The organism is Nonomuraea sp. NPDC059007 (assembly GCF_042740555.1).
Lineage (GTDB): Bacteria > Actinomycetota > Actinomycetes > Streptosporangiales > Streptosporangiaceae > Nonomuraea.
This window is the reverse complement of the sequence record NZ_JBHYJD010000045.1, coordinates 71121-90649: the sequence shown is the minus strand read 5'-3', so window position 1 is coordinate 90649 and position 19529 is coordinate 71121. Positions and strand designations below refer to the sequence as shown.

The window sequence follows — 19529 nt, the reverse complement described above, 5'->3', positions numbered from 1 at the left end:
CTGGTTGGGGCCGGGGGGGTTGGGCCCCGCCCCGCCGTTCGGCCCGGTTTTTTTTTGCGTCCCCCCCCCCGGGCGCCCGCCCCGGGGGGCCCGGGCGGCCGCAGCCAATATCTCCCGATAAATCCTACAAAAGGCGATGTTATGCATAAATGAATGGTGGTGGGATAAAGGCGTCATTCATAAAGTGTGGCGACGATCTCCGTATATGTGTGGATGGATCGGAACCATCCTTAGGAGCCCTCCATGACCGTCGTCCGAGTCGTGTTGTACGCCCTCCTCGTCGTCATGTGCGCCACCCCGCCGGCCGCGGCCTCGTCCCGGGCGTTCGCCTTGACCAGCAGCGCCTTCTCGCCCGGCGGCGTGATCCCGAAGGTTCACGAATGCACCAGCGGCGGCAGCGACCCGCGCCAGAGGAACGAGTCCCCGCCGCTGTCGTGGTCCGGCGCCCCGGCCGCCGCCAGAAGCTACGCGATCGTGATGCGCGACCTCGACAACAACAATCTCATTCACTGGGTGATCTATGACATTGCGGTGAGCGTGACCTCGCTCCCGCAGAATGTCGATCACGCCTACCGGCCCTCGATCCCCTCGGGATCCAGGCAGGTCTACTACCGCGGCAGCGCGAGCCTCTTCGGCTACCAGGGCCCCTGCTCGCCGCGCACGGTGAACACCTACGAGTTCGTGGTTCACGCGCTCAACAGGGCGACCTTGTCCGAACTGACCTCCAGCTCGTCCACGCAGACCGCGGCGCGGGTCATCGGCAACGCGTCGCTGGGGTCGGCGAGGCTGTCCGGGGAGTCCTGAACCGGCGCGGCGACGCGGGAGCCCGCTCCCGCGTCGTTCACCTTTCCCACGTTTTCCCAACCGGCGGCGCAGCTCTACCCACCCGGCGAGCCCCGATCGATGCTGAGGCGAATCACATGCCACGGGGAATCGTGTACCAGGGGAGTACGCATGGGGCTACGAAGGTGGGCGGCCGTCCTGACCGCGGCGGCGCTGGTCATGGCGGGCCTGGTCATCACGGTGTGGACGCCGCCCAGGGCGGACGCCGAGGCGGTGGACGTCGCGACCGCGTGGATGGTCAAACCGCTGTACCGATTACGCGGCACCACCACGACCGACAACACGCTGTTCACCACCTGGGAGACGGAGTACGACAGCGCGGTGGCCAAATGGGGCTACACCCCCGAGGGCCAGGTTCTGCACGTCGCGCGTGAAGCGGTGACGGGCCTGTCGCCGGTGAGCGGCATGCGGAAGTCCGGCGGCGACCGCATCTTCACCCTCGACCCGGCCGAGCGCGATCAGGCCGTGGCGCAGGGGTACGTGGACGAGGGCGTCCGGTTCCACGCGCAGGCGGCGGACGGGGAGGGACTGCTCCCCGTCCATCAGCTGATCAAGGGCCCGTCCCACCGGTACGTCGTGGGCGAGGCGGAGAAGGCCCGCGCGCTGGCCGAAGGCTGGACCTACCAGAAGGTCGCCTTCTACGGGCGGGGCTCGTTCACGAAGAAGCTGCTGGTCAACGGGGATTTCACCACCGACACCTCGTCCTGGCAGGCGGCCGGCCCGGCCACGCTGGCGGCCGAGAACGGCGCCGCCAAGATCACCGTGGCCGGCGGCACCACCGAACCCGCGCAGGCGCACGTACGCCAGAGCGGCCGGACGTTGCAGGCCAAGCGGACCTACACGCTGTCCTTCGACGCCCACGCCACGGCCGAGGTGGCGATCAGGGCCGTGGTCTGCGAGGAGACAGAGACCTGCCCGGAGATCTTCGCCACCGACGTGGAGCTGACCGACCAGCCGCAGCGCTTCACCTACACCTTCGACTCCACCGCCGACACCGCCCAGGGCGCGCTCACGTTCCAGCTCGGCGGCAAGGGCGAGCTGACGGCCTTCCTGGACAACGTGTCGCTGACGGAGCGGAAGTGGACCGTCTCCACCGATCCGCGGCCGACCGAGGCCGAGGCGCTGGCCGCCGCGGAGACCTCGGGCCAGCTGGTGGAGGTGCTCGCCGAGCGGGGTGAGGCGCGGGAGGTGTACGCCACCCCCGAGGGCACCATGTACGTCCACGACCGGCTCACCCCGATCCGCATGAGACAGGGCGACACGTGGGTTCCCTTGTACAACGGCCTGCGGTTCAAGGACGGGGCGGTCCGGCCGTACACCTCGCTGGTGGATCTGAGGTTGTCGGCCGGCGGGGCGGGACCGATGGCGACGCTCACCCGTTCCGGCCACACGATGTCGCTGACCTGGCCGAGCGCGCTGCCCGCGCCGACCCTGGACCACGACACCGCCGTGTACAGCGGCGTGATGGGCCCGGACGTGGACCTGCGGGTGAAGGCGACACCGGACGGTTTCGCGCACACGCTGGTGGTCAAGACCCCGGCCGCGGCGCAGGACCCCAGGCTGGCCACGCTGACCCTGACGCTGGCCGCGCCGACGCTGACGGTGAGCACGAACGCGGAGGGCACGCAGGAGGCGGTCGATCCGGCCAACGACGCGGTGATCTTCGAGGCGCCCAAGCCGATCATGTGGGACTCGGCGCCGGCTCCCGGAGGCGCGAGCGCGATGACGGCCGGTGAGGACGGCCCGGTGGATCCACCGGCCACCCATGCGACGGACGCGGCCCCGGGCGACGCCTCGAAGATCGCCACGATCGGCGCCGAGCTGTCCGGCGGCCGGCTCACGCTGGTCCCGGACGCGGCCATGCTGAACGCGGCCGACACCACGTTCCCGGTGTACATCGACCCGATGTACCGCACGCCGATGAGTTCGGCCAACCTCATGGTGGCCAGCAGCGGGTTCGAGATCTACAACTTCACCAAGGACCAGGGGATGGGCCGGTGCCCGATCGGCCTGCCGTCCAGCGGCCGCAGCTGCGGCTCCCCGCACAAGAAGCGGCTGTTCTACCGCGTCCCGACCGGGTGGCTGGCCGGCAAGCAGATCCTGTCCGCCGAGTTCCACGTGCGGGAGGTGTGGGCGGCCTCGGGCAGCAAACGGCCGGTGAACATCCACCTGGCCAAGGCGTTCGGCAAGAACTCCACCTGGAACTCGACCTCCGACAACTGGCTGCGCAAGCTGGACAGCCGCAACGTGGCCAAGGGCTGGTCGGGGTGCGCCGGCAGTACCTGCCCGGCCGGTGACGTGCTGTTCAACGTCACCTCGGGCGTCAGGGAAGCGGCGGAGAAGGGCTGGCGGGACACCACGTTCGGGCTGCGTGCCGCCGACGAGGGCGATCAGCTGGCCTGGAAGCGGTTCGAGTCGCGCGCCTATCTGCGCGTGCACTACAACCGGCCGCCGCTGCAGCCGAGAATGAGCCAGCTGGAGATGGAGCCGGGCGGCCCGTGCAAGGGGCCGGGCAACCCGTCGGTGTTCAACTGGTCCACGCCGAAGCTGATCGCCAAGAACCTGCGCGACCCCGACACCTACCACCGCACCGCCGACAAGGTCCGGGCGGAGTTCCTGGTGTCCTGGAAGAACGCCGCCGGGCAACCCCGGACGTGGCGGCACTTCACCGACCCGAAGAGCGCCAGGTCGGGCAAGGTGGCCAACAGCTTCATGGCACACGTTCCGCGCGGGCTGCTGCCGGAGAACACCGTCATCAACTGGCAGGTCAGGGCCTGGGACAGCCGCAAGGGCAAGGGGCCGTGGAGTTCGAACGGCGCGGCGACCGCCTGCTACTTCGTCTTCGACACCAAGGCGCCGCCGCTGCCGGTGATCACCTCGCCAGGGCCCGAGGGGTACGTCGCGGAGAACCCCCTGGATCCGGCGCAGGTGCCGCAGGACGGCATGGGCCGCTACGGCAGGTTCGTCGTCACCTTCGACCCGTCGGTGACCGAGTGGGCGTACGCGGTGAACGAGGATCCCACCCAGTTCCGCCGCCGGACCGCGGGCAGCGCCACCGAGACGGTGCAGCTTCTCCCCAAGGTCATCGGCAGCAACAGCCTCTACGTACGCGTCAGGGACCAGGCGGGCAACTACTCCAAGGGCTCGGCCGTCTACCGGTTCCGGGTCGCCCCCGGCCGCGCGCCGAAGGCGCACTGGAAGCTCAACGACCCCGCCGGATCGGCCACCCTGGCCGACGCGCAGGGCCGCTTCCCCGCCCGGGTGTCCGGCACGCCGCAACTGGGCGTGGCCGGTTCGCGCGGCACCGCGATGGCCGGCAACGGCACGACGGCGTTCGCCCGTACCGACGGCGCGGTGCTGGACACCACGCAGAGCTTCACGGTGACCGCGTGGGCCAAGCTGCCCGACACCCTGCCCACGGGGTACGCGACCGTGGCGGCCCAGGACGGCGTCAACGTGTCGGGCTTCTGCCTGCGCTATGACCCGAACGCCAAGAAGTGGGTGTTCTGGCGGATGAACGCCGACTCGACGTCGGTCCCGTCCTCCAGCGCCTGGTCGGCCAAGCCCGCCAGACCCGGCGAATGGACCCATCTGATGGGCGTGTACGACGCCGTCGCCAAGAAGGTGCGCGTCTACGTCAACGGCGAGCCCGGCACCGAGATGGACTACACGAGCGCGTGGCGGGCCGGCGGCCCGCTCACGATCGGCCGGGTCCAGTGGGCCGCCACGCCGCTCGACTTCTTCCCCGGGAAGATCGACGACGTACGCGTCTACGACCGGATCGTCACCGTCGAGGAGGCGGCGGCGCTGTCGAAGGAGATGCTGACGGTGGCGCACAAGTGGCACCTCAACCGCGCTCCCGACGACAGCGGCGAGGCCATCAGAACCCCCGTCCGCCTGTACGGCGCCGCCCGCTTCGTGCCCAAGACCCCCATGAGCAACAGCGCCGTGCCCGGTTCTCTCCACCTGCCCGGCGCGGCGGGCGACTACGCCGGCATCGCCGCGGCGATCCTGGACCCGAGGGAGAGCTTCACCCTCTCGGCCTGGGTGGAGACCAGCGGGACCGCGCGCAAGGCGATGACCGTGCTCGACCTGCCCACCGCCGGCGGCAGCGCGCTGCGGGTGAAGTTCGATCCCGGCCGCGGCGATCCGGACATGGGGGAGATCGGCCGCTACGTGGTGGAGATCCCGGGCGCCGGCATCGTCGAACACCCGGCCTTCCACACCGGGTTCGGCGACTGGGACCACCTCGCGATCGTCTACAACGCGCGGGAGAAGTCGCTGGAGTTCTGGGTGAACGGCACCCTCGAAGCGGCTCCGGAGGCGGAGGTCAAGTCCTACCGCCACGACGTCACCCTGACCGGGCCGGTCACCTCGGCGCAGATCGGCCGCGGCGGCGCCTCGGCCAACTGGTCCGGCCACGTCGACGACGTCTGGGTGCTGCGCGGCCCCGCGGACGAGACCCTGATCGACCTGCTGTCCCTGTGGTCGGAGATGTCGGCCGTCTCAGAAGACGCGCTCAACGACAACGACTCCGACTGACCCCGCCACGGGGTCGCCGCGCCGCCGCGGCGACCCCGTCCCCCCCACTCTTTCCTTGGAGGTACGGCATGCGCGTCCATGCCGCACGCCGCCGCCGCGTGTCCTTGGCCAGGACGCTCCGGGCGGTGCTCACCCTGGTGCTCACGGCGGGGCTGCTGTTCGTCCCCGCCACCCTCCGGCCGGCCGTCGCCGCCGCCGAGCGCGACCGGCCCCGGCCCGTGGACCGGGAACGCGTCGTGCCCGGCCGGCCCGTCGCGGTGAAACCCCGGATCAGCGAGCCGAAGGCGCCCGACCCGGTCGTGAACTGGCCCGCGCCGGGCACGGCCGAGGTCGACCTGGCCGCGTCCGCCGTCGCGGCCCGCCGGGCCGGCGCGGTGGCGGCCGCAGCGGCCGGACCGTCGTCCACCGGGCGGGTGAAGATCCAGACCCACGATCGTGCCGCCTCGCGGCGCGCCGGTGTCAGCGGCCCGATCGTCACCGCGGCCCGCACCGCCGGGCCACCCGGCAAGGTGACGATGACGGTGGACTACGCGCCCTTCGCCGAAGCCTACGGAGGCGGCTTCGGTTCCCGCATGCGCCTGGCGGCGCTGCCCGCGTGTGCCCTGACCAGCCCGGACAAGGCCGAGTGCCGGCGGGCCGTACCGCTGAAGGGGCGAAACGACAGCGCGGCCAGGACGCTCAGCGCGGACGTGGACCTCGGCGCCGAGCCGATGGTGCTGGCCGTGACGTCAGCGGCGGCGGGCGACAAGGGCGACTTCGGGGTCACCTCGCTCTCACCGTCCGCGACCTGGCAGGTCAGCGCCCAGTCGGGGGACTTCTCCTGGTCCTACCCGCTCCGGGTGCCGCCGGTGCCGGGCGGGCTGGTGCCGAACCTGGCGGTCAACTACTCCTCGGCGTCCATCGACGGCCGCACGGTCAGCAGCAACAACCAGGCATCGTGGGTCGGCGACGGCTTCGAACTGTCGCCCGGGTTCATCGAGCGCAAGTACAAGCCGTGCAAGGACGACGGCGTGCCGAAGGACCCGACCTACCAGGTCGAGCCGATGGACCAGTGCTGGGCCTACGACAACGCCACGCTCTCCCTGGGCGGATCGGGCGGCGAGCTCATCCCGACCGGCGCCGACAGCTGGGTCCTGGCCAAGGACAACGGGACGAAGGTCCAGCGCCTGACCGGCACCGAGGCCGACACCGGCAACGGCGACGACGACAACGAGCACTGGCGGGTGACCACCCCCGACGGCACCCGGTACTACTTCGGCAAGAACCGCCTGCCTGGCTGGAGTTCCGGCAAGCCGCAGACCAACGCCGCCTGGGACGTACCGGTCTTCGGCAACAACAACGGCGAGCCGTGCCACAAGGACGCCTTCAAGGACTCCTGGTGCTCCCAAGGCTGGCGGTGGAACCTCGACTACATCGAGGACACCCGCGGCAACGCCGTCGCCTTCTACTACGCCAAGGAGAAGAACCACTACGGCCGCAACCTGCGCGCCGCCGACGACACCCCCTACACCCGCGGCGGCTACCTGACCTCCATCCAGTACGGCCTGCGCGGCGACGACGTCTTCCCGGCCACGCCCCCGGCCGTGGTCGACTTCACCAACGCCGAACGCTGCCTGGCCGAAGAATGCGGCGACATCGGCGCCCACCCGGCCCGCTGGCCGGACGTGCCCTGGGACATGAACTGCGAGCCGGGCACCGAGTGCAAGGACGGCAAGGGTACGGCGACGCCGAGCTTCTGGACCCGCAAGCGCCTGACGAAGGTCACCACCAAGGTCGTCAACCCGGCGGGCACCGGCCACCGCGAGGTGGACTCGTGGCAGTTCAAGCACCTGTGGGGCATCGCCGACGTGGACCGGCAGCTCAAGCTCACCGACATCGCCCACACCGGGCACGCCGGGCCCGCGCCGATCACCACGCCGCCGGTCAGCTTCGTCTACCAGCAGCTCGCCAACCGGGTGGACGAACTCGGCGACGACGTCGGCCCGTTCATCAAGGAACGCGTGGCCGCCATCCAGAACGAGACCGGCGGCAAGCTCGACATCACCTACTCGGAGATGGACTGCACCCCCTCCGACCTGCCCGAACCGGCGACCAACCGGCGCCGCTGCTTCCCCACGTTCTGGCAGAACGCCAACGGCGGGGCCGATCCGAGCCTGGACTGGTTCCACAAGTACGTGGTGCGCGCGCTGATCCAGACCGACCTGACCGGCGGCGGCTCGGACATGGTCACCCGCTACGACTACAGCATCGGCCGGCCCGCCTGGCACTACGCCGACGACGACGGCATCACCCCGCAGAGGTTCAAGACGTGGTCGAACTGGCGCGGCTACGACAGGGTCCGCGTGATCAGCGGCGCCACCAGCCAGGCCAGCGGTGGCACGCCGTCCCAGACCGACCACTGGTTCTTCCAGGGCATGCACGGCGACCGCGCCGGCCCCTCCGGTGGCACCAAGACCGTCACTCTCCCGGACGGCGAGGGCGGCAACCCCACCGACCACGAGTCGCTGCACGGCATGACCCTGCGCACCGTCACCTACGACAAGGTGGGCGGCGAGCCGGTGAGCAAGTCCGTCACCAGCCCGTGGCACCACCAGACGGCCAGCAAGTCCCGTCCGTGGGGCACGATGACGGCCAACCTCACCGGGACCAGGACGACCCGCGCCTTCGCCCTGGCCGGTTCCTCGTGGCAGCAGACCCGCTCCACGGTGACCGACTTCGACCTCACCAACGGCGCGGCGCTGGCCCTCGACGACGAGGGCGAGGTCGGCGTACCCGGTGACGAGGAATGCACCAGGACCGAGCTGACCGCCGACGGGCCGCGGGTGCTGCGGCTGGCGGCCCGGGTGATCACGGTGGCCCGGCGCTGCGCCGACCAGCCGGACCTGACCACCGACCTGGTCGCCGACGTACGCAGCTACTACGACGACAAGGCGTTCAAGGCGGCGCCCGCGCACGGCGACGTGACGAAGACCGAGCGGGCCGTGGCGGCCTCCGCGACCGCGATCACCTCCTACCAGGTGATGGCCCGGTCGAGCTATGACGTCCTGGGCCGGCCCAAGACCGTCACCGACGCCGCCGGGCAGGTCACCTCCACCGGCTACTCCGAACCGCATGGCGTCACCACCGAGGTGACCTCGACCACCCCGCGGGCCACGGCCACCGACCCGGAATCGGCCCTGACCACCACACGGGTGCTGGATCCGGCCTGGGGCCTGGCGATCCGGGAAACCAATCCCAGCGGCAGGACGACCATCGCCGATCGGGACGCGCTGGGGCGTACCTCGAAGGTCTGGGGGCCCGGCCGCACCAAGAGCCAGGTTCCCGACAACGAGTACCAGTACCTGATGAACCCCGGCGCGATCGTGGCCGTGGGCGCCAGGACGCTGACCAGGGACGGCGGCCAGCAGACCTCCTACACCCTGTTCGACGGCTGGCTGCGCCCGCGCCAGTCGCAGGCCCCCGGACGGGACGACGCCACCGGCGCCAAGGGCCGGATCATCTCCGACACCGTCTACAACGGGGCCGGGCAGGTCCACTACACGTTCGCGCCCTACTACGCCGACGGCGACCCGCAACCGGCCCGGTTCGGCGCGGCGGTGGTGGGCGCGGTGGAGAGCCAGGTCTGGAACACCTACGACGGCCGCGGCCGGCTGCTGGTCGAACGGCTGCTGTCGGGCAACAGCGACGGCGCGGCCAACGAGCTGTGGAACACCCGCTACGAGTACGGCGACGACTGGACCAAGGTCATCCCGCCGTCCGGCGGCACCCCGGTGACGACCTACACCGACGTGCACGGCCGTACCCGCGAAGTGCACCAGCACCGCGCGGCCGGACCCGTCGTCACGAAGTTCGGCTACGACCATCGCGGCCGGCCGGAATCGGTGACCGGCCCCGGCAACCAGGTCTGGACCTACACCTACGACCTGCTCGGCCGCCGGGTGCGGACCGACGACCCCGACCGCGGTGTGGAAAAGGTCGCCTACGACACCCTCGACCGGCCGGTGCTCACCACCGACGCCCGCAACCACAAGATCGGCATCCAGTACGACGGCCTGGGCCGCGCGATCGCCAAGTACGACGCCACCACTTCCTCACCCGGCACCAAGATCGCCGAATGGGTGTACGACACCGTCCGCGAGGGCCAGCTGACCAGCTCCTCCCGCATCGTCGGCAACGACCGCTACACCACGCAGGTGGAGGAGTACGACAACCTGGACCGCCCCCAGCGCACCAGGGTCACCCTGCCCGCCACCGAAGGGGCCCTGGCGCCGGCCGGCGGCTACGTCTTCGACACCAGCTACAACCTCGACGGCAGCGTGGCCGCGAGCAGCAGCCCCGCCGTCGGCGGCCTGCCCGCCGAGAACATCGCCTACACCTACGACGATCTCGGCCGCCTGGTCTCCAGCAAGTCCCAGCTGTCGACCTACCTGACCGGCGCCGACTACACCAAGACCGGCAGGCTCATCGGCCTGCGCATGCGCTCCGGCGCCGCCGGAAAGCAGATCGACCAGACCTTCGACTACGAGTTCGGCACCGGCCGCCTGGCCAAGGCCACCACCTGGCACTTCGGCATGCCCGGCACCGACCGCAGCACCCAGTACACCTACCAGCCCGCCGGGAACATCACCCAGGTCAAGGACAGTTCCCGCGACGGCGTCGACAACCAGTGCTTCCGCTACGACGAGCTGTCGCGCCTGTCGGAAGCCTGGACCCAGACCGACGACACGCAATGCGCCGAGACCGGCGAGAACACCACCATCGGCGGCCCCGCTCCCTACCGGGCCGCCTACACCTACGACGACACCGGCAACCGCCGCAGCGAATCCCTGTACGGCGCCGGCCCGGCGGGCGGCGTCCAGCAGTCGGACCGCACCTACGCCTACGACCCGGCCAAGGCCCACCGCCTCACCACCGTCTCCGGAGCCGCCTCCTACGCCTACGACGCCTCCGGCAACACCACCGAACGCCGCACCCAGGGCGGCAACCAGACCCTGACCTGGGACGCCGAGGGCGAACTCACCCAGGTCAACGATGACAAGAAGGGCGAAACCCGCTTCCTGTACGGCGCCGACGGCGAGCGCCTCATCCGGCGCGACAAGGACGGCACCACCCTGTACCTGCCCGGCCTGGAGGTTCACCTGGCCAAGGGCGCCACGGCCACCACCGCGCGCCGGTTCATCGGCAACGCCATGCGTACCACCACGGGGGTCACCTACCTCATCGGCGACCACCAGGGCAGCACCGAACTGGCCGTCAACGCAGAAACCGGAGCCCTGAGCCAGCGCCGCTACGCCCCCTTCGGCCGCTTACGCGACGCCCAGGGCGCATGGCCCCAGGAACATCAGCGCGGCTTCGTCGGCGGCATCACCGACGACAGCGCTGATCTGACCACTCTGGGCGCCCGCGGCTACGACCCCGTCACCGGCCGCTTCATCTCCGTCGACCCCATCATCAAGATGGGCGACTCCCAGCAGATGAACGGCTACAACTACGCCGACAACAACCCCGTCACCCTCGCCGACCCGACCGGCATGGCCCCCTGCTGCAGCGGCATCGCCTGCACGAAGTCCCTCAATCCCCCGTGCAGGGACGACCAGCTTGACGACGACGACTGCGAAGGCCCCTGCGACTTCGACAGGGCCAAGAAGGGCCTGGAATCCGGGCGCGACAACGCGGAGAACGAACGCCGCCAGCACCAGCAGACCGCCAAGCGGAACGCGGTACTCGAAGCCTTAAAGGCCGCCGGCATCGGCTTCATCAAAGACTTCCTCAAGATCGAAGACATCAAGGGCTGCTTCAGCGGCAGCGTGGGCAAGTGCGTCAGCCTGCTGCTCGAAGTGGTGCCGGCCAAGAAGATCGGCGGCCTGATCTGGAAACTCTCCACGAGGGTCCGGATGGGCATCAAGATCTACAAGAAGGTCCAAGGCGCCGTCAAAGCGGCCAGGCAGGCCATCGAACAACTCGACGCGAGAATCGACGACATCAACAAAAAGATCGCCGCCATCGACGCGCTGATCGCCCGCGCGGCGAAACGCGGGAAGAATCCGAAGTCCGCGGGCACGTCCTGCAAGCTGTCCAACAGCTTCACCCCGGAGACCAAGGTTCTGCTCGCCGACGGCTCGGGGAAACGCATCGGCCAGCTGAAGCCCGGCGACAAGGTCCTGGCCGGCGACCCGGCGACCGGCCGTACCGAAGCCAAGGAGATCCTGGCCACCATCGTCGGTGACGGCACCAAGAACCTCGTCACCATCACCGTGGACGCCGGGGACATCGTCGCCACCGACGGTCATCCCTTCTGGGTGGAGAACGAGAAGGCCTGGCGCGATGCCAAGGACCTGCGCCCCGGCCAGCTCCTGCGCACCGCCGCGGGCACCTATGTCCAGGTCACCGCCGTCAAGTCCCGAACGACCGAGGCCCGCGTCCACAACCTGACCGTCGCCGACATCCACACGTACTACGTGCTGGCGGGCGCCACCCCGGTTCTCGTTCACAACTGCGGCAAGGGATCGGGCGGCGCCGGGGACGACGTGGACACGCCCGACGCCAGGAAGCCGATTCATCTGGCGATGGGTCTCACCTACCGTGAGGGCCACAGCCTGGACCGCTTCGCGAGCGAGATGGGGGCCGTGACATGGCTGGACGGTCAGTTCAGGGACCTGTTCCCCACTCCGACGGCGACGCGTAGCGCGCTGGAGACCATGATCGATCGGGTGCACGAGAGCGGTGGGCGCATCAGCTTCAACCTGGGAGGCATGGGGGACGTCCCCGGTGTCCTGTCGGGAAAGACGCTGCCGGGCAAGATGACGTCGATCGAGCTTCAATATGTGTGTGGAAGCGCGGCGCTACGTGCCATTACGACATTCCACAATGGAGCCGCGCCGTGCTGAGCAGAGGCCCTTGACGCATGAATACGGGGAGCGGCCGGGCAGGGTCGCTCCCAGGGGCGAGATTTCGGCTGACGGAAGGTGACTTTCCTTATCGCCGGAAGCGCGTTCATCTCGTTCGCATATCGGCCGTGCCTCGGACACGCTAAGGTTTTTTCGGGAAATAGCGGGATTCGTCTCGGTTGAATATCCGTTGACGTCATGGCCCGACCCCCGGTCAATCATGAACAGGTGATCAAGTCACCAAGTGACGGCGTCCGCCTGCTCGGCCCGGTCGAGTTCCGGTGGGAGGGGGCGCCGGTCGCGCTGCCCAGGCGTCAGCAGCGGCTGCTGCTCGGCGTGCTGGCGCTGTCGGCCAACCGCATGGTTCCGCTTCAGCGGCTGGCCGAGGTGTTCTGGCCCGACGGGGCGCCGCAGGGCGGGCGGCGGCAGGTTCAGGTGCTCGTCTCCCGGCTGCGCGGCCTGCTCGCCGGGACGGACGTGGAGGTCCTCGCCGCCGGTTCCGGCTACGGGTTGCGCATCGACCCCATGGCGGTGGACGCGCACCGCTTCGCCGTACTGAAGGAGCAGGCCGCTGCCAGCGGCGACGACGAGGAGAAGACCGGGCTGCTGCGGCGGGCGCTGGACCTGTGGCGCGGTCCTGTCCTCGACGAGGCGGCGGTCGGTGGCGCGCGTGACCTGCTCTGCGTCAGGCTGGAGGAGGCGCGGCGCGAGGCGCTCGAAGAGCTCGCCGAGGCGTCGTTGCGGCTCGGGCGGCACCGGCAGATCCTCGGCGTGCTGGCCGAGGAAGTGGCGGGCGATCCCGCGCGGGAGCGGCTGGCCGGGCTGCTGATGCTCGCGCTGTATCGTTCCGGGCGCGTCGCCGAGGCGCTCGACGTCTTCGAGCGGGTTCGGGCGCGGCTGTCCGGGGAGCTCGGGCTCGACCCCGGTCCCGCTCTGGTACGGCTGCGCCAGGACATCCTGCGCGGCGACCCCCGCCTCGGCGGGCGCTCCGGCGGCCAGGAGAACGTCGGGCGGACCGGTGACCTCGAGGGCGAGGGGCTGGTGATGCTAGGGCTGGGCCGGCTTCGCTTCGCCCAGGACCGCTTCGCCGAGTCCGTGGCCGCCTACGAGGAGGCCCGGCGGGCGTTCCAGCGGCTCGGCGACCGGCGGCATCTGGCGGCCGCCCTGTCCGGGCTGGGGACCGTACGGGCCGAGGGCGGGTGGTTCGCGGAGGGGGAGTCCGACCTGCTGGAGGCGGCGTCGATCTTCGCTTCGTTCGGCGACCTGGCCGGGCACGCGCACGCCATCTACATGCTCGGCTTCGTGGAACGCGAGCGGGGCGACGACGAACTGGCCCTGTGGCTGCTCGGGCGGGCGCTGGCGGCGTACCAGAAGATCGGCGACCGGCGCGGCGAGGCCCTGCTGCAGCGCAGCGTCGGTCTCGTGCACCGGGCCAGGGGCGAGTACGCGCCCGCGGCGGCCAGGACCCGGGAGTCGCGCCGGCTGTTCACCGCCCTGGCCGACCCGCACGGCGCCGCCTACGCCGGTCAGTCGCTGGCCAAGATCCGGATCCGCGTGGGCGACCTCCCGCAGGCCGAGCGGGCACTCCAGGCGAGCCTGCGCGTGTTCACCGGCCAGGGCGACCGCTTCGGCCGCGCGCTCGGGCTGCGCACGCTCGGCGAGCTCCGCCTGGAGCAGGGCGCGACGGCCGAGGCCAGGGTCGCGCTGTCGGCCTCGCTCAACCTCTGGGAGGCGCTGGAACTCCCGCTGTGGCGCGCCCGCACGCTCACCGTCCTGGCCCACCTGGAGCACCGGTACGGCGAAGCCGCCCAGGCCGGCGCCGCCCGCCGGGAGTCGAGCGCCATCTTCAGCCGGATCGGCAGCCGCGAAGGCCGCTGACGTCGCTGTCAACAGCGTGGCAACAGGGCCCGCCTACAGTGCGCACGAGCATCGTGCCCCGCGCCCTGAAGGAGAGGCTCATGAGGCGATTAGCCATCGTCGCGGTGGCGTTCCTGCTGTCCTCGATCACCGTGGCGGCCGGCACGTCGAACGCGACGGCGGGACCTTGGGTGGAGCCGGGACTGGCCGCGCAGCTCGCTACGGGAGCCGAGCTGCGGGTCAACGTGGTGACGAGGGAACGCGCCGATCTGTCCGCCGCGTCCGGCGCCGGGCAGGTGCTCCAGACGTTGTCGCGCCTGCCCGTGGTCACCCTGCGTACCGACCGGGCGGGGCTGCGGCGGCTGACCGGCCTGCCGGGCGTGGTCAGCGTGTCCGAGGACCGGCCGGTGCCTGCGGTTCTCGGGCGGAGCGTTCCGCTGATCGGCGGCGACCGCACCAGGGCGGCCGGGCTGACCGGCGCGGGCGGCGTCGTGGCCGTGCTGGACACCGGGGTCGCCGCCGGGCATCCGTTCCTGGGTGGCCGGGTCGTGGCGGAGGCGTGCTTCTCGCCCGCCGACCTCGACTACTCCGCCTCCAGCCTGTGCCCGAACGGCGCCACCCGGCAGGAGGGCGCGGGCTCCGCCGACGCCGAGAGCGGCCAGTGCGCCGGCGAACTGCTCGACTGCTCGCACGGTACGCACGTGGCCGGGATCATCGCCGGTGACGGCGAAGGGCTCGACGGCGACGACGGCGGCGGTGTGGCGCCCGGAGCCGGCATCGTGGCCATCCAGATCTTCAGCAGGTTCGACTCCGACGACTTCTGCGGCTCCGGCCGCGCGCCGTGCGTGCTCAGCTTCCCCAGCGCCCAACTCGCTGGGCTGGAGAAGGTCCAGGCGCTGAGGCAGACGCTGCCCATCGTGGCGGCCAACCTGAGCCTGGGCGCCGGCCGGCACACCGCGCCCTGCGACAGCGACCCCCGCAAGGCCGTCATCGACACCCTGCTCACCGCGGGCGTCGCCACGGTGGTCGCCGCGGGCAACGACGGCTTCCCGGACGCGATCACCGCTCCGGCCTGCGTGTCCTCGGCGATCGCCGTGGGCGGCACCACCGACGCCGACACCCTGTCCGCCTTCAGCAACCGCGGCCCGCTCCTGGATCTCCTCGCCCCGGGCAGCGACATCATCTCCTCGGTGCCGGGGAACGGCTGGGCGCCGATGAGCGGCACCTCCATGGCCGCCCCGCACGTCTCCGGCGCGCTCGCCGTCCTGCGCCAGGCCTTCCCCGGGCTCGGCCCCGCCGCTCTGGAGGCCAAGCTGGAAGAGAGCGGGCGGGCCATCGGCTACCCGGGCGCCACCACGCCACGTCTCCAGCTCGATGCCGCCGCCCTGGACGCGACCCCCCGGCCGGGGCCCGACCAGTATTTCCACTCCCGCGGCAGGCTCCTGGACAACGTCCAGATCAGCGCGAACTCGGCCATGGCCGTTCAGGTCGCGGGCGTGGCCGGGCTGCCCGCCCAGGGATTGCGGGCCGTCTCGCTCAACGTCAGCGCCAAGGGCGAGGGATTCGGGGCGGGGGCGCTGGCCGTACACGCCTCCAATGAGCAGGAACCGGACGGAAAGGTCCTCGCCTACGACCACACCCGCTTCGCTTCCACGATGATCATCACCAGGGTCGGCGCGGACGGGAAGGTCAAGGTCGTCAACCGCGGCACGGGCGCGGTCAGGGTGACGCTCGACGCGCACGGCCACACCCTCGACCACGCGGTGGCCGTCGTGGGCGGCACCTACGTCCCGATCACGCCGGCGCGGGTGGCCGACCGCACCGTCGTCCCCGCGTGGGGCAACCACCAGCTGTCCACCGCCGAGATGCCCGGCCTGCCCGCGACCGGCGTGGCCCAGGTCGCCCTCACGGTCATCCTGAAGAGCCCCTCGACGGGCACCATCCGCGTGTACGCCGCCGGCGACGTCTTCCCGGCCGAGGCCAACGCCGACTACCCGGCGGGCCTCGCCACGCAGTTCCACACGATCGTCAAGCCCGGCCCCGACGGGAAGATCAACGTGCACAACCTCGGCTACGGCGGCGCCGAGATCTCCGTGGACGTCGCCGGCTACTACACCACCGCGCAGCGGGCGTCGGTCGTCAAGGCGATCCGCCCCACGCCCGCGGCCAGAGCGCTGGCCATTGCGGCGGGCGGCACCACGACGCTGCGTTTCACCGGCGTCACCGCGGTCGGGCTGACCGTCGCCGCCAGGGGCGCGGCGAGCGGCGTCGTCTCGGTGGTGCCGCAGAGCGGGCCCACGACCTCGCGGGTGGTCGCGTACCCGGCGGGCAAGGACGCCGTCGGCTTCACCACCGCCGCCGTGCGCGCCGACGGGTCGGTGGTGCTGAAGAACGAGGGGACCGCACAGGTGAGCGTCGACGTCGATGCCCACGCCTACTTCGCGAGGGGCTAGAAGGGGAGGCGGGCACATGAGCCCTGTGGCGGTGGACGGGCTACACGCCCGCAGACTCGCGGCCGAACTGCGTGTTCTCAAGGCCGCCTCCGGTCTGGGGCTGGTCCAGATGGCGGCGCGTACGCACTGCAGCAAGTCCTCGCTGGAGCGTTACCTCAACGGCAAGCTGCTGCCGTCCCGGCAGGCCGTCGAAGCCATCAGCGAGGCGTGCCGCGGGGACACCGCGCGGCTGGTGGCGTTGTGGGAACGTGCCGTGGCCGATCCGCCCGCGTGGCGGCGTCCGGCCCAGTTGCCGCATGACGTGGCGGGCTTCACCGGCCGTTCCTCCGAGCTCGCCCGCCTGGCGGCCCTGGTGCCGGACGCGGCCGACGCCGTCGCGATCGCGGTGATCGACGGAGTGGCCGGCGTCGGCAAGAGCGCGCTGGCGGTGCACCTCGCGCACCGCGTGGCCGGCCGGTTCCCGGACGGTCAGCTGCACGTCGACCTGCGCGGTTCCGGCGCCGACCCGATGCCGCCCGCAGAGGCGCAGGCCAGGTTCCTCCGGGCGCTCGCCCCGGATCTGCGGCACCTGCCCGCCGAGGTGGGCGAGCGGGCCGCCCTGCTCCGCAGCCTGATCGGCGACCGGCGCATGCTCGTCCTGCTGGACGACGCCGCCACCCCCGACCAGGTCCGCGCCCTGCTGCCCGGCAACGCCGGATGCCTCGTCCTGGTCACCAGCCGCCACTGCCTGGGCGGTCTGGTCGCCCGCGACGGCGCCCACCACCTGGCCCTGAGCCCGCTCACCGCCGCCGAGTCCGCCGACCTGCTGGCGGCCGTCGCCGGCGCCGAACGCGTCGCCGCGGAACCCGAGGCCGCCGCTCGCCTGGCACGGGAGTGCGGACACCTTCCGCTGGCCCTGCGCGTGGCGGCCGAACGCCTCATCGTGCGCCCGTCGCTCACGATCGCCGATCTCCTCGCCGACCGGCGCCGATGGGACAGCCGGGAGGCGGCGCGGAGGGCGTCCCGCCGGGCCCAGGCGGTATGGGCGTTCAACGTGCTGGGCCTGCGCGACGGCCCGGCCGAACTCCTGGAAACGCTGGCCATCGCCTACCTGATCGAACACCAGGACGCCCACGCCGGGTCAGGCCTGGTAGAGCCAGATCCAGTTGCCGCTCGGGTCGCGGACGGCCGAGCAGCGGGGCATGCCGTCGGGGTCGTGCGGGGCGACGGCCTCGGTCGCGCCGGCGGTGACGGCGCGGGCGTGGCGGGTGTCGATGTCGTCGGTCAGCAGGCCGAAGGTTGAGATGCCGGGACAGTCCATGTGGTCCCGGGAGGCGATGAGGTGGATCAGGAAGAAGTCGTCCCGGCCGTAGGCGCCGAAGAGGAAGGCGGAGTGGTCGGCTTCCTCGGTACGCCTGGCCACGTCGTAGCGGAAGGCGAACGCCTCGGCGTAGAAGGACACCGCCGCGTCGAGGTCGTCGACGGCGATCTTGAGCTGGACGGGGCGGCAACCGGTCTGAACTTCCGGCACGGTGAATCCCTCCTGGAGGAAGCGCTGGGTGTCGCCGATCCTGGCGGTCAGCAGGTCGCGGCGGCGTTGGAGAAGGCTCAGGTGCCGGGCCAGGATCTCCCTGGTCACGGCGCCGGACTCGTCGTCGATGATCTGGCGGATCTGGTCGATGGGCAGGTCGTCCCATCGCAGCGTGCGGATCCGCCGGGCCCGCCCGGCCTGCGAGCGGCGGTAGCGGCGGTATCCGGTGGCGGGATCCACCGAGGCCGGTGACAGCAGGCCGACCTCGTCGTAATGGCGCAGCGTGCCGATCGACAACCCGGTCAGCCGGGCGAACCGGCCGATGGTCACTACTTCATCGTCATCCACCACTCCACCATCGGCCCTCGGGTAACCCGAGAGTCAATCCGTGATGCGCGGAGTTTCGCGTCTCAGCAGTGGATCGCGGCCTCCAGGAGGCGGCGGATCGTGGGCCGAACGGGCCGCTCGCCGTACCTGCGACTAGCCGGCCAGTTCGGTGAGGTCCCCGGCGCTCAGCCGCACATCTCCGGCGGCGATGTTCTCCTCCAGGTGCGCGACCGACCCGGTGCCCGGTATCACCAGGATCGAGGGCGACCGGGCCAGGAGCCAGGCCAGCGCGACCTGCGGCACGGTCGCGCCGTGCCGGGCGGCGACCCCGGCCAGGCGCGCGGTCACGTCCTCGTCGAACTCGCTGATGGGGAAGAACGGTACGAACGCGATCCCGGCCCGCGCGCAGGAGTCCACCATGTCCTCGTGCCGGCGGCGGCCGACGTTGTACAGGTTCTGCACGCTCACGATCGGCGCGACGGCCAGCGCCCGGGCCAACTGGGGCGCTGACACGTTGGAGATGCCGAGGTGCCGGATCATTCCTTCGTCCCGCAAGCCGGACAGCGTCTCGAGCGCCGACTCCATGGAGCCTTCCGCGGGCGTGACGGCGCCGTCCATCCGCAGGTTCACCAGGTCGAGCCGGTCGACGCCCAGCGATGACAGGTTCGCCTCGACGGCGCGGCGCAGCCCGCCGGCGGTCAGCCCGATGCGCGTGCCGGGCTCGCGGTTCTCCTCGCCTTCCATGATCGGCCCGACCTTGGTGACGATCGCCAGGCCGGCCGGGTACGGGTGCAACGCCTCGCGGATGAGGTCGTTGGCGGCCACCCCGTCGCGGCGGTAGTAGTAGCTGGTGTCGAGGTGGTTGACGCCGAGCTCCACCGCACGGCGCAGGACGGCGAGCGCGGTGTCGTGGTCCGGCCGGCGGGCGCCCTGCGGCCAGCCGGTCAGTTTCATGCAGCCATAGCCGATCCGGGCGAGGTCGAGGTCGCCGCCGATCGTGAAGTGTCCGGCCGACGTGGCGTCCGGCGTGCGTGCTGTGGTCATGGCGACAGCAAAGCAGACGAGGAAATAACCCTATAAACAAGTAGGAAATATTGACTTTAGGGAGGT

Annotated in this window: 7 protein-coding genes and 1 pseudogene; 6 read left to right on the top strand and 2 right to left on the bottom strand. The window is 71.1% G+C overall.

All coding sequences use genetic code 11. The features are described 5' to 3' along the window. The first annotated feature begins 243 nt into the window (after positions 1 to 243). The 6 genes and pseudogenes from ACFWY5_RS45605 to ACFWY5_RS45580 form a co-directional block, all read left to right on the top strand. On the top strand, positions 244 to 804 hold the full coding sequence (locus tag ACFWY5_RS45605) for a YbhB/YbcL family Raf kinase inhibitor-like protein (RefSeq protein WP_379612688.1): 561 nt from the start codon (positions 244 to 246) through the stop codon (positions 802 to 804). Positions 805 to 954: 150 nt separating this feature from the next. Further along, positions 955 to 5385: a LamG-like jellyroll fold domain-containing protein gene (locus ACFWY5_RS45600; RefSeq protein ID WP_379638606.1), complete on the top strand. Its 4431-nt coding sequence runs from the start codon at positions 955 to 957 to the stop codon at positions 5383 to 5385. A 68-nt stretch (positions 5386 to 5453) separates the two neighbouring features. Continuing rightward, positions 5454 to 12272: an RHS repeat-associated core domain-containing protein gene (locus ACFWY5_RS45595; protein WP_379638605.1), complete on the top strand. Its 6819-nt coding sequence runs from the start codon at positions 5454 to 5456 to the stop codon at positions 12270 to 12272. Positions 12273 to 12500: 228 nt separating this feature from the next. After that, positions 12501 to 14150: a BTAD domain-containing putative transcriptional regulator gene (locus ACFWY5_RS45590; protein WP_379638604.1), complete on the top strand. Its 1650-nt coding sequence runs from the start codon at positions 12501 to 12503 to the stop codon at positions 14148 to 14150. A gap of 80 nt (positions 14151 to 14230) precedes the next feature. Then, on the top strand, positions 14231 to 16582 hold the full coding sequence (locus ACFWY5_RS45585) for a S8 family serine peptidase (RefSeq protein WP_379638603.1): 2352 nt from the start codon (positions 14231 to 14233) through the stop codon (positions 16580 to 16582). Beyond that, a pseudogene (locus tag ACFWY5_RS45580) lies at positions 16554 to 17489 on the top strand (helix-turn-helix domain-containing protein); the annotation flags it as partial. The gene ACFWY5_RS45585 and the pseudogene ACFWY5_RS45580, both read left to right, overlap by 29 nt. 213 nt (positions 17490 to 17702) lie before the next feature. Here the strand turns inward: ACFWY5_RS45580 and ACFWY5_RS45575 are convergent. Together ACFWY5_RS45575 and ACFWY5_RS45570 are read right to left on the bottom strand one after the other, a co-directional pair. After that, the gene (locus tag ACFWY5_RS45575) at positions 17703 to 18440 is read right to left on the bottom strand and encodes a MerR family transcriptional regulator (RefSeq protein WP_379638601.1); all 738 of its coding nucleotides are present in this window, start codon (positions 18438 to 18440) and stop codon (positions 17703 to 17705) included. A 132-nt stretch (positions 18441 to 18572) separates the two neighbouring features. Further along, entirely contained in the window at positions 18573 to 19463 is an 891-nt protein-coding gene (locus ACFWY5_RS45570; protein ID WP_379638600.1) for an oxidoreductase, read from the bottom strand. Positions 19464 to 19529: the final 66 nt, after the last annotated feature.

Excerpts from the sequence above, each read along its gene's own strand:
- ACFWY5_RS45585 (WP_379638603.1), top strand. The coding sequence starts at position 14,231 with ATGAGGCGATTAGCCATCGTCGCGGTGGCGTTCCTGCTGTCCTCGATC.
- ACFWY5_RS45570 (WP_379638600.1), bottom strand. The coding sequence starts at position 19,463 with ATGACCACAGCACGCACGCCGGACGCCACGTCGGCCGGACACTTCACG.
- ACFWY5_RS45600 (WP_379638606.1), top strand. The coding sequence starts at position 955 with ATGGGGCTACGAAGGTGGGCGGCCGTCCTGACCGCGGCGGCGCTGGTC.
- ACFWY5_RS45605 (WP_379612688.1), top strand. The coding sequence starts at position 244 with ATGACCGTCGTCCGAGTCGTGTTGTACGCCCTCCTCGTCGTCATGTGC.
- ACFWY5_RS45595 (WP_379638605.1), top strand. The coding sequence starts at position 5,454 with ATGCGCGTCCATGCCGCACGCCGCCGCCGCGTGTCCTTGGCCAGGACG.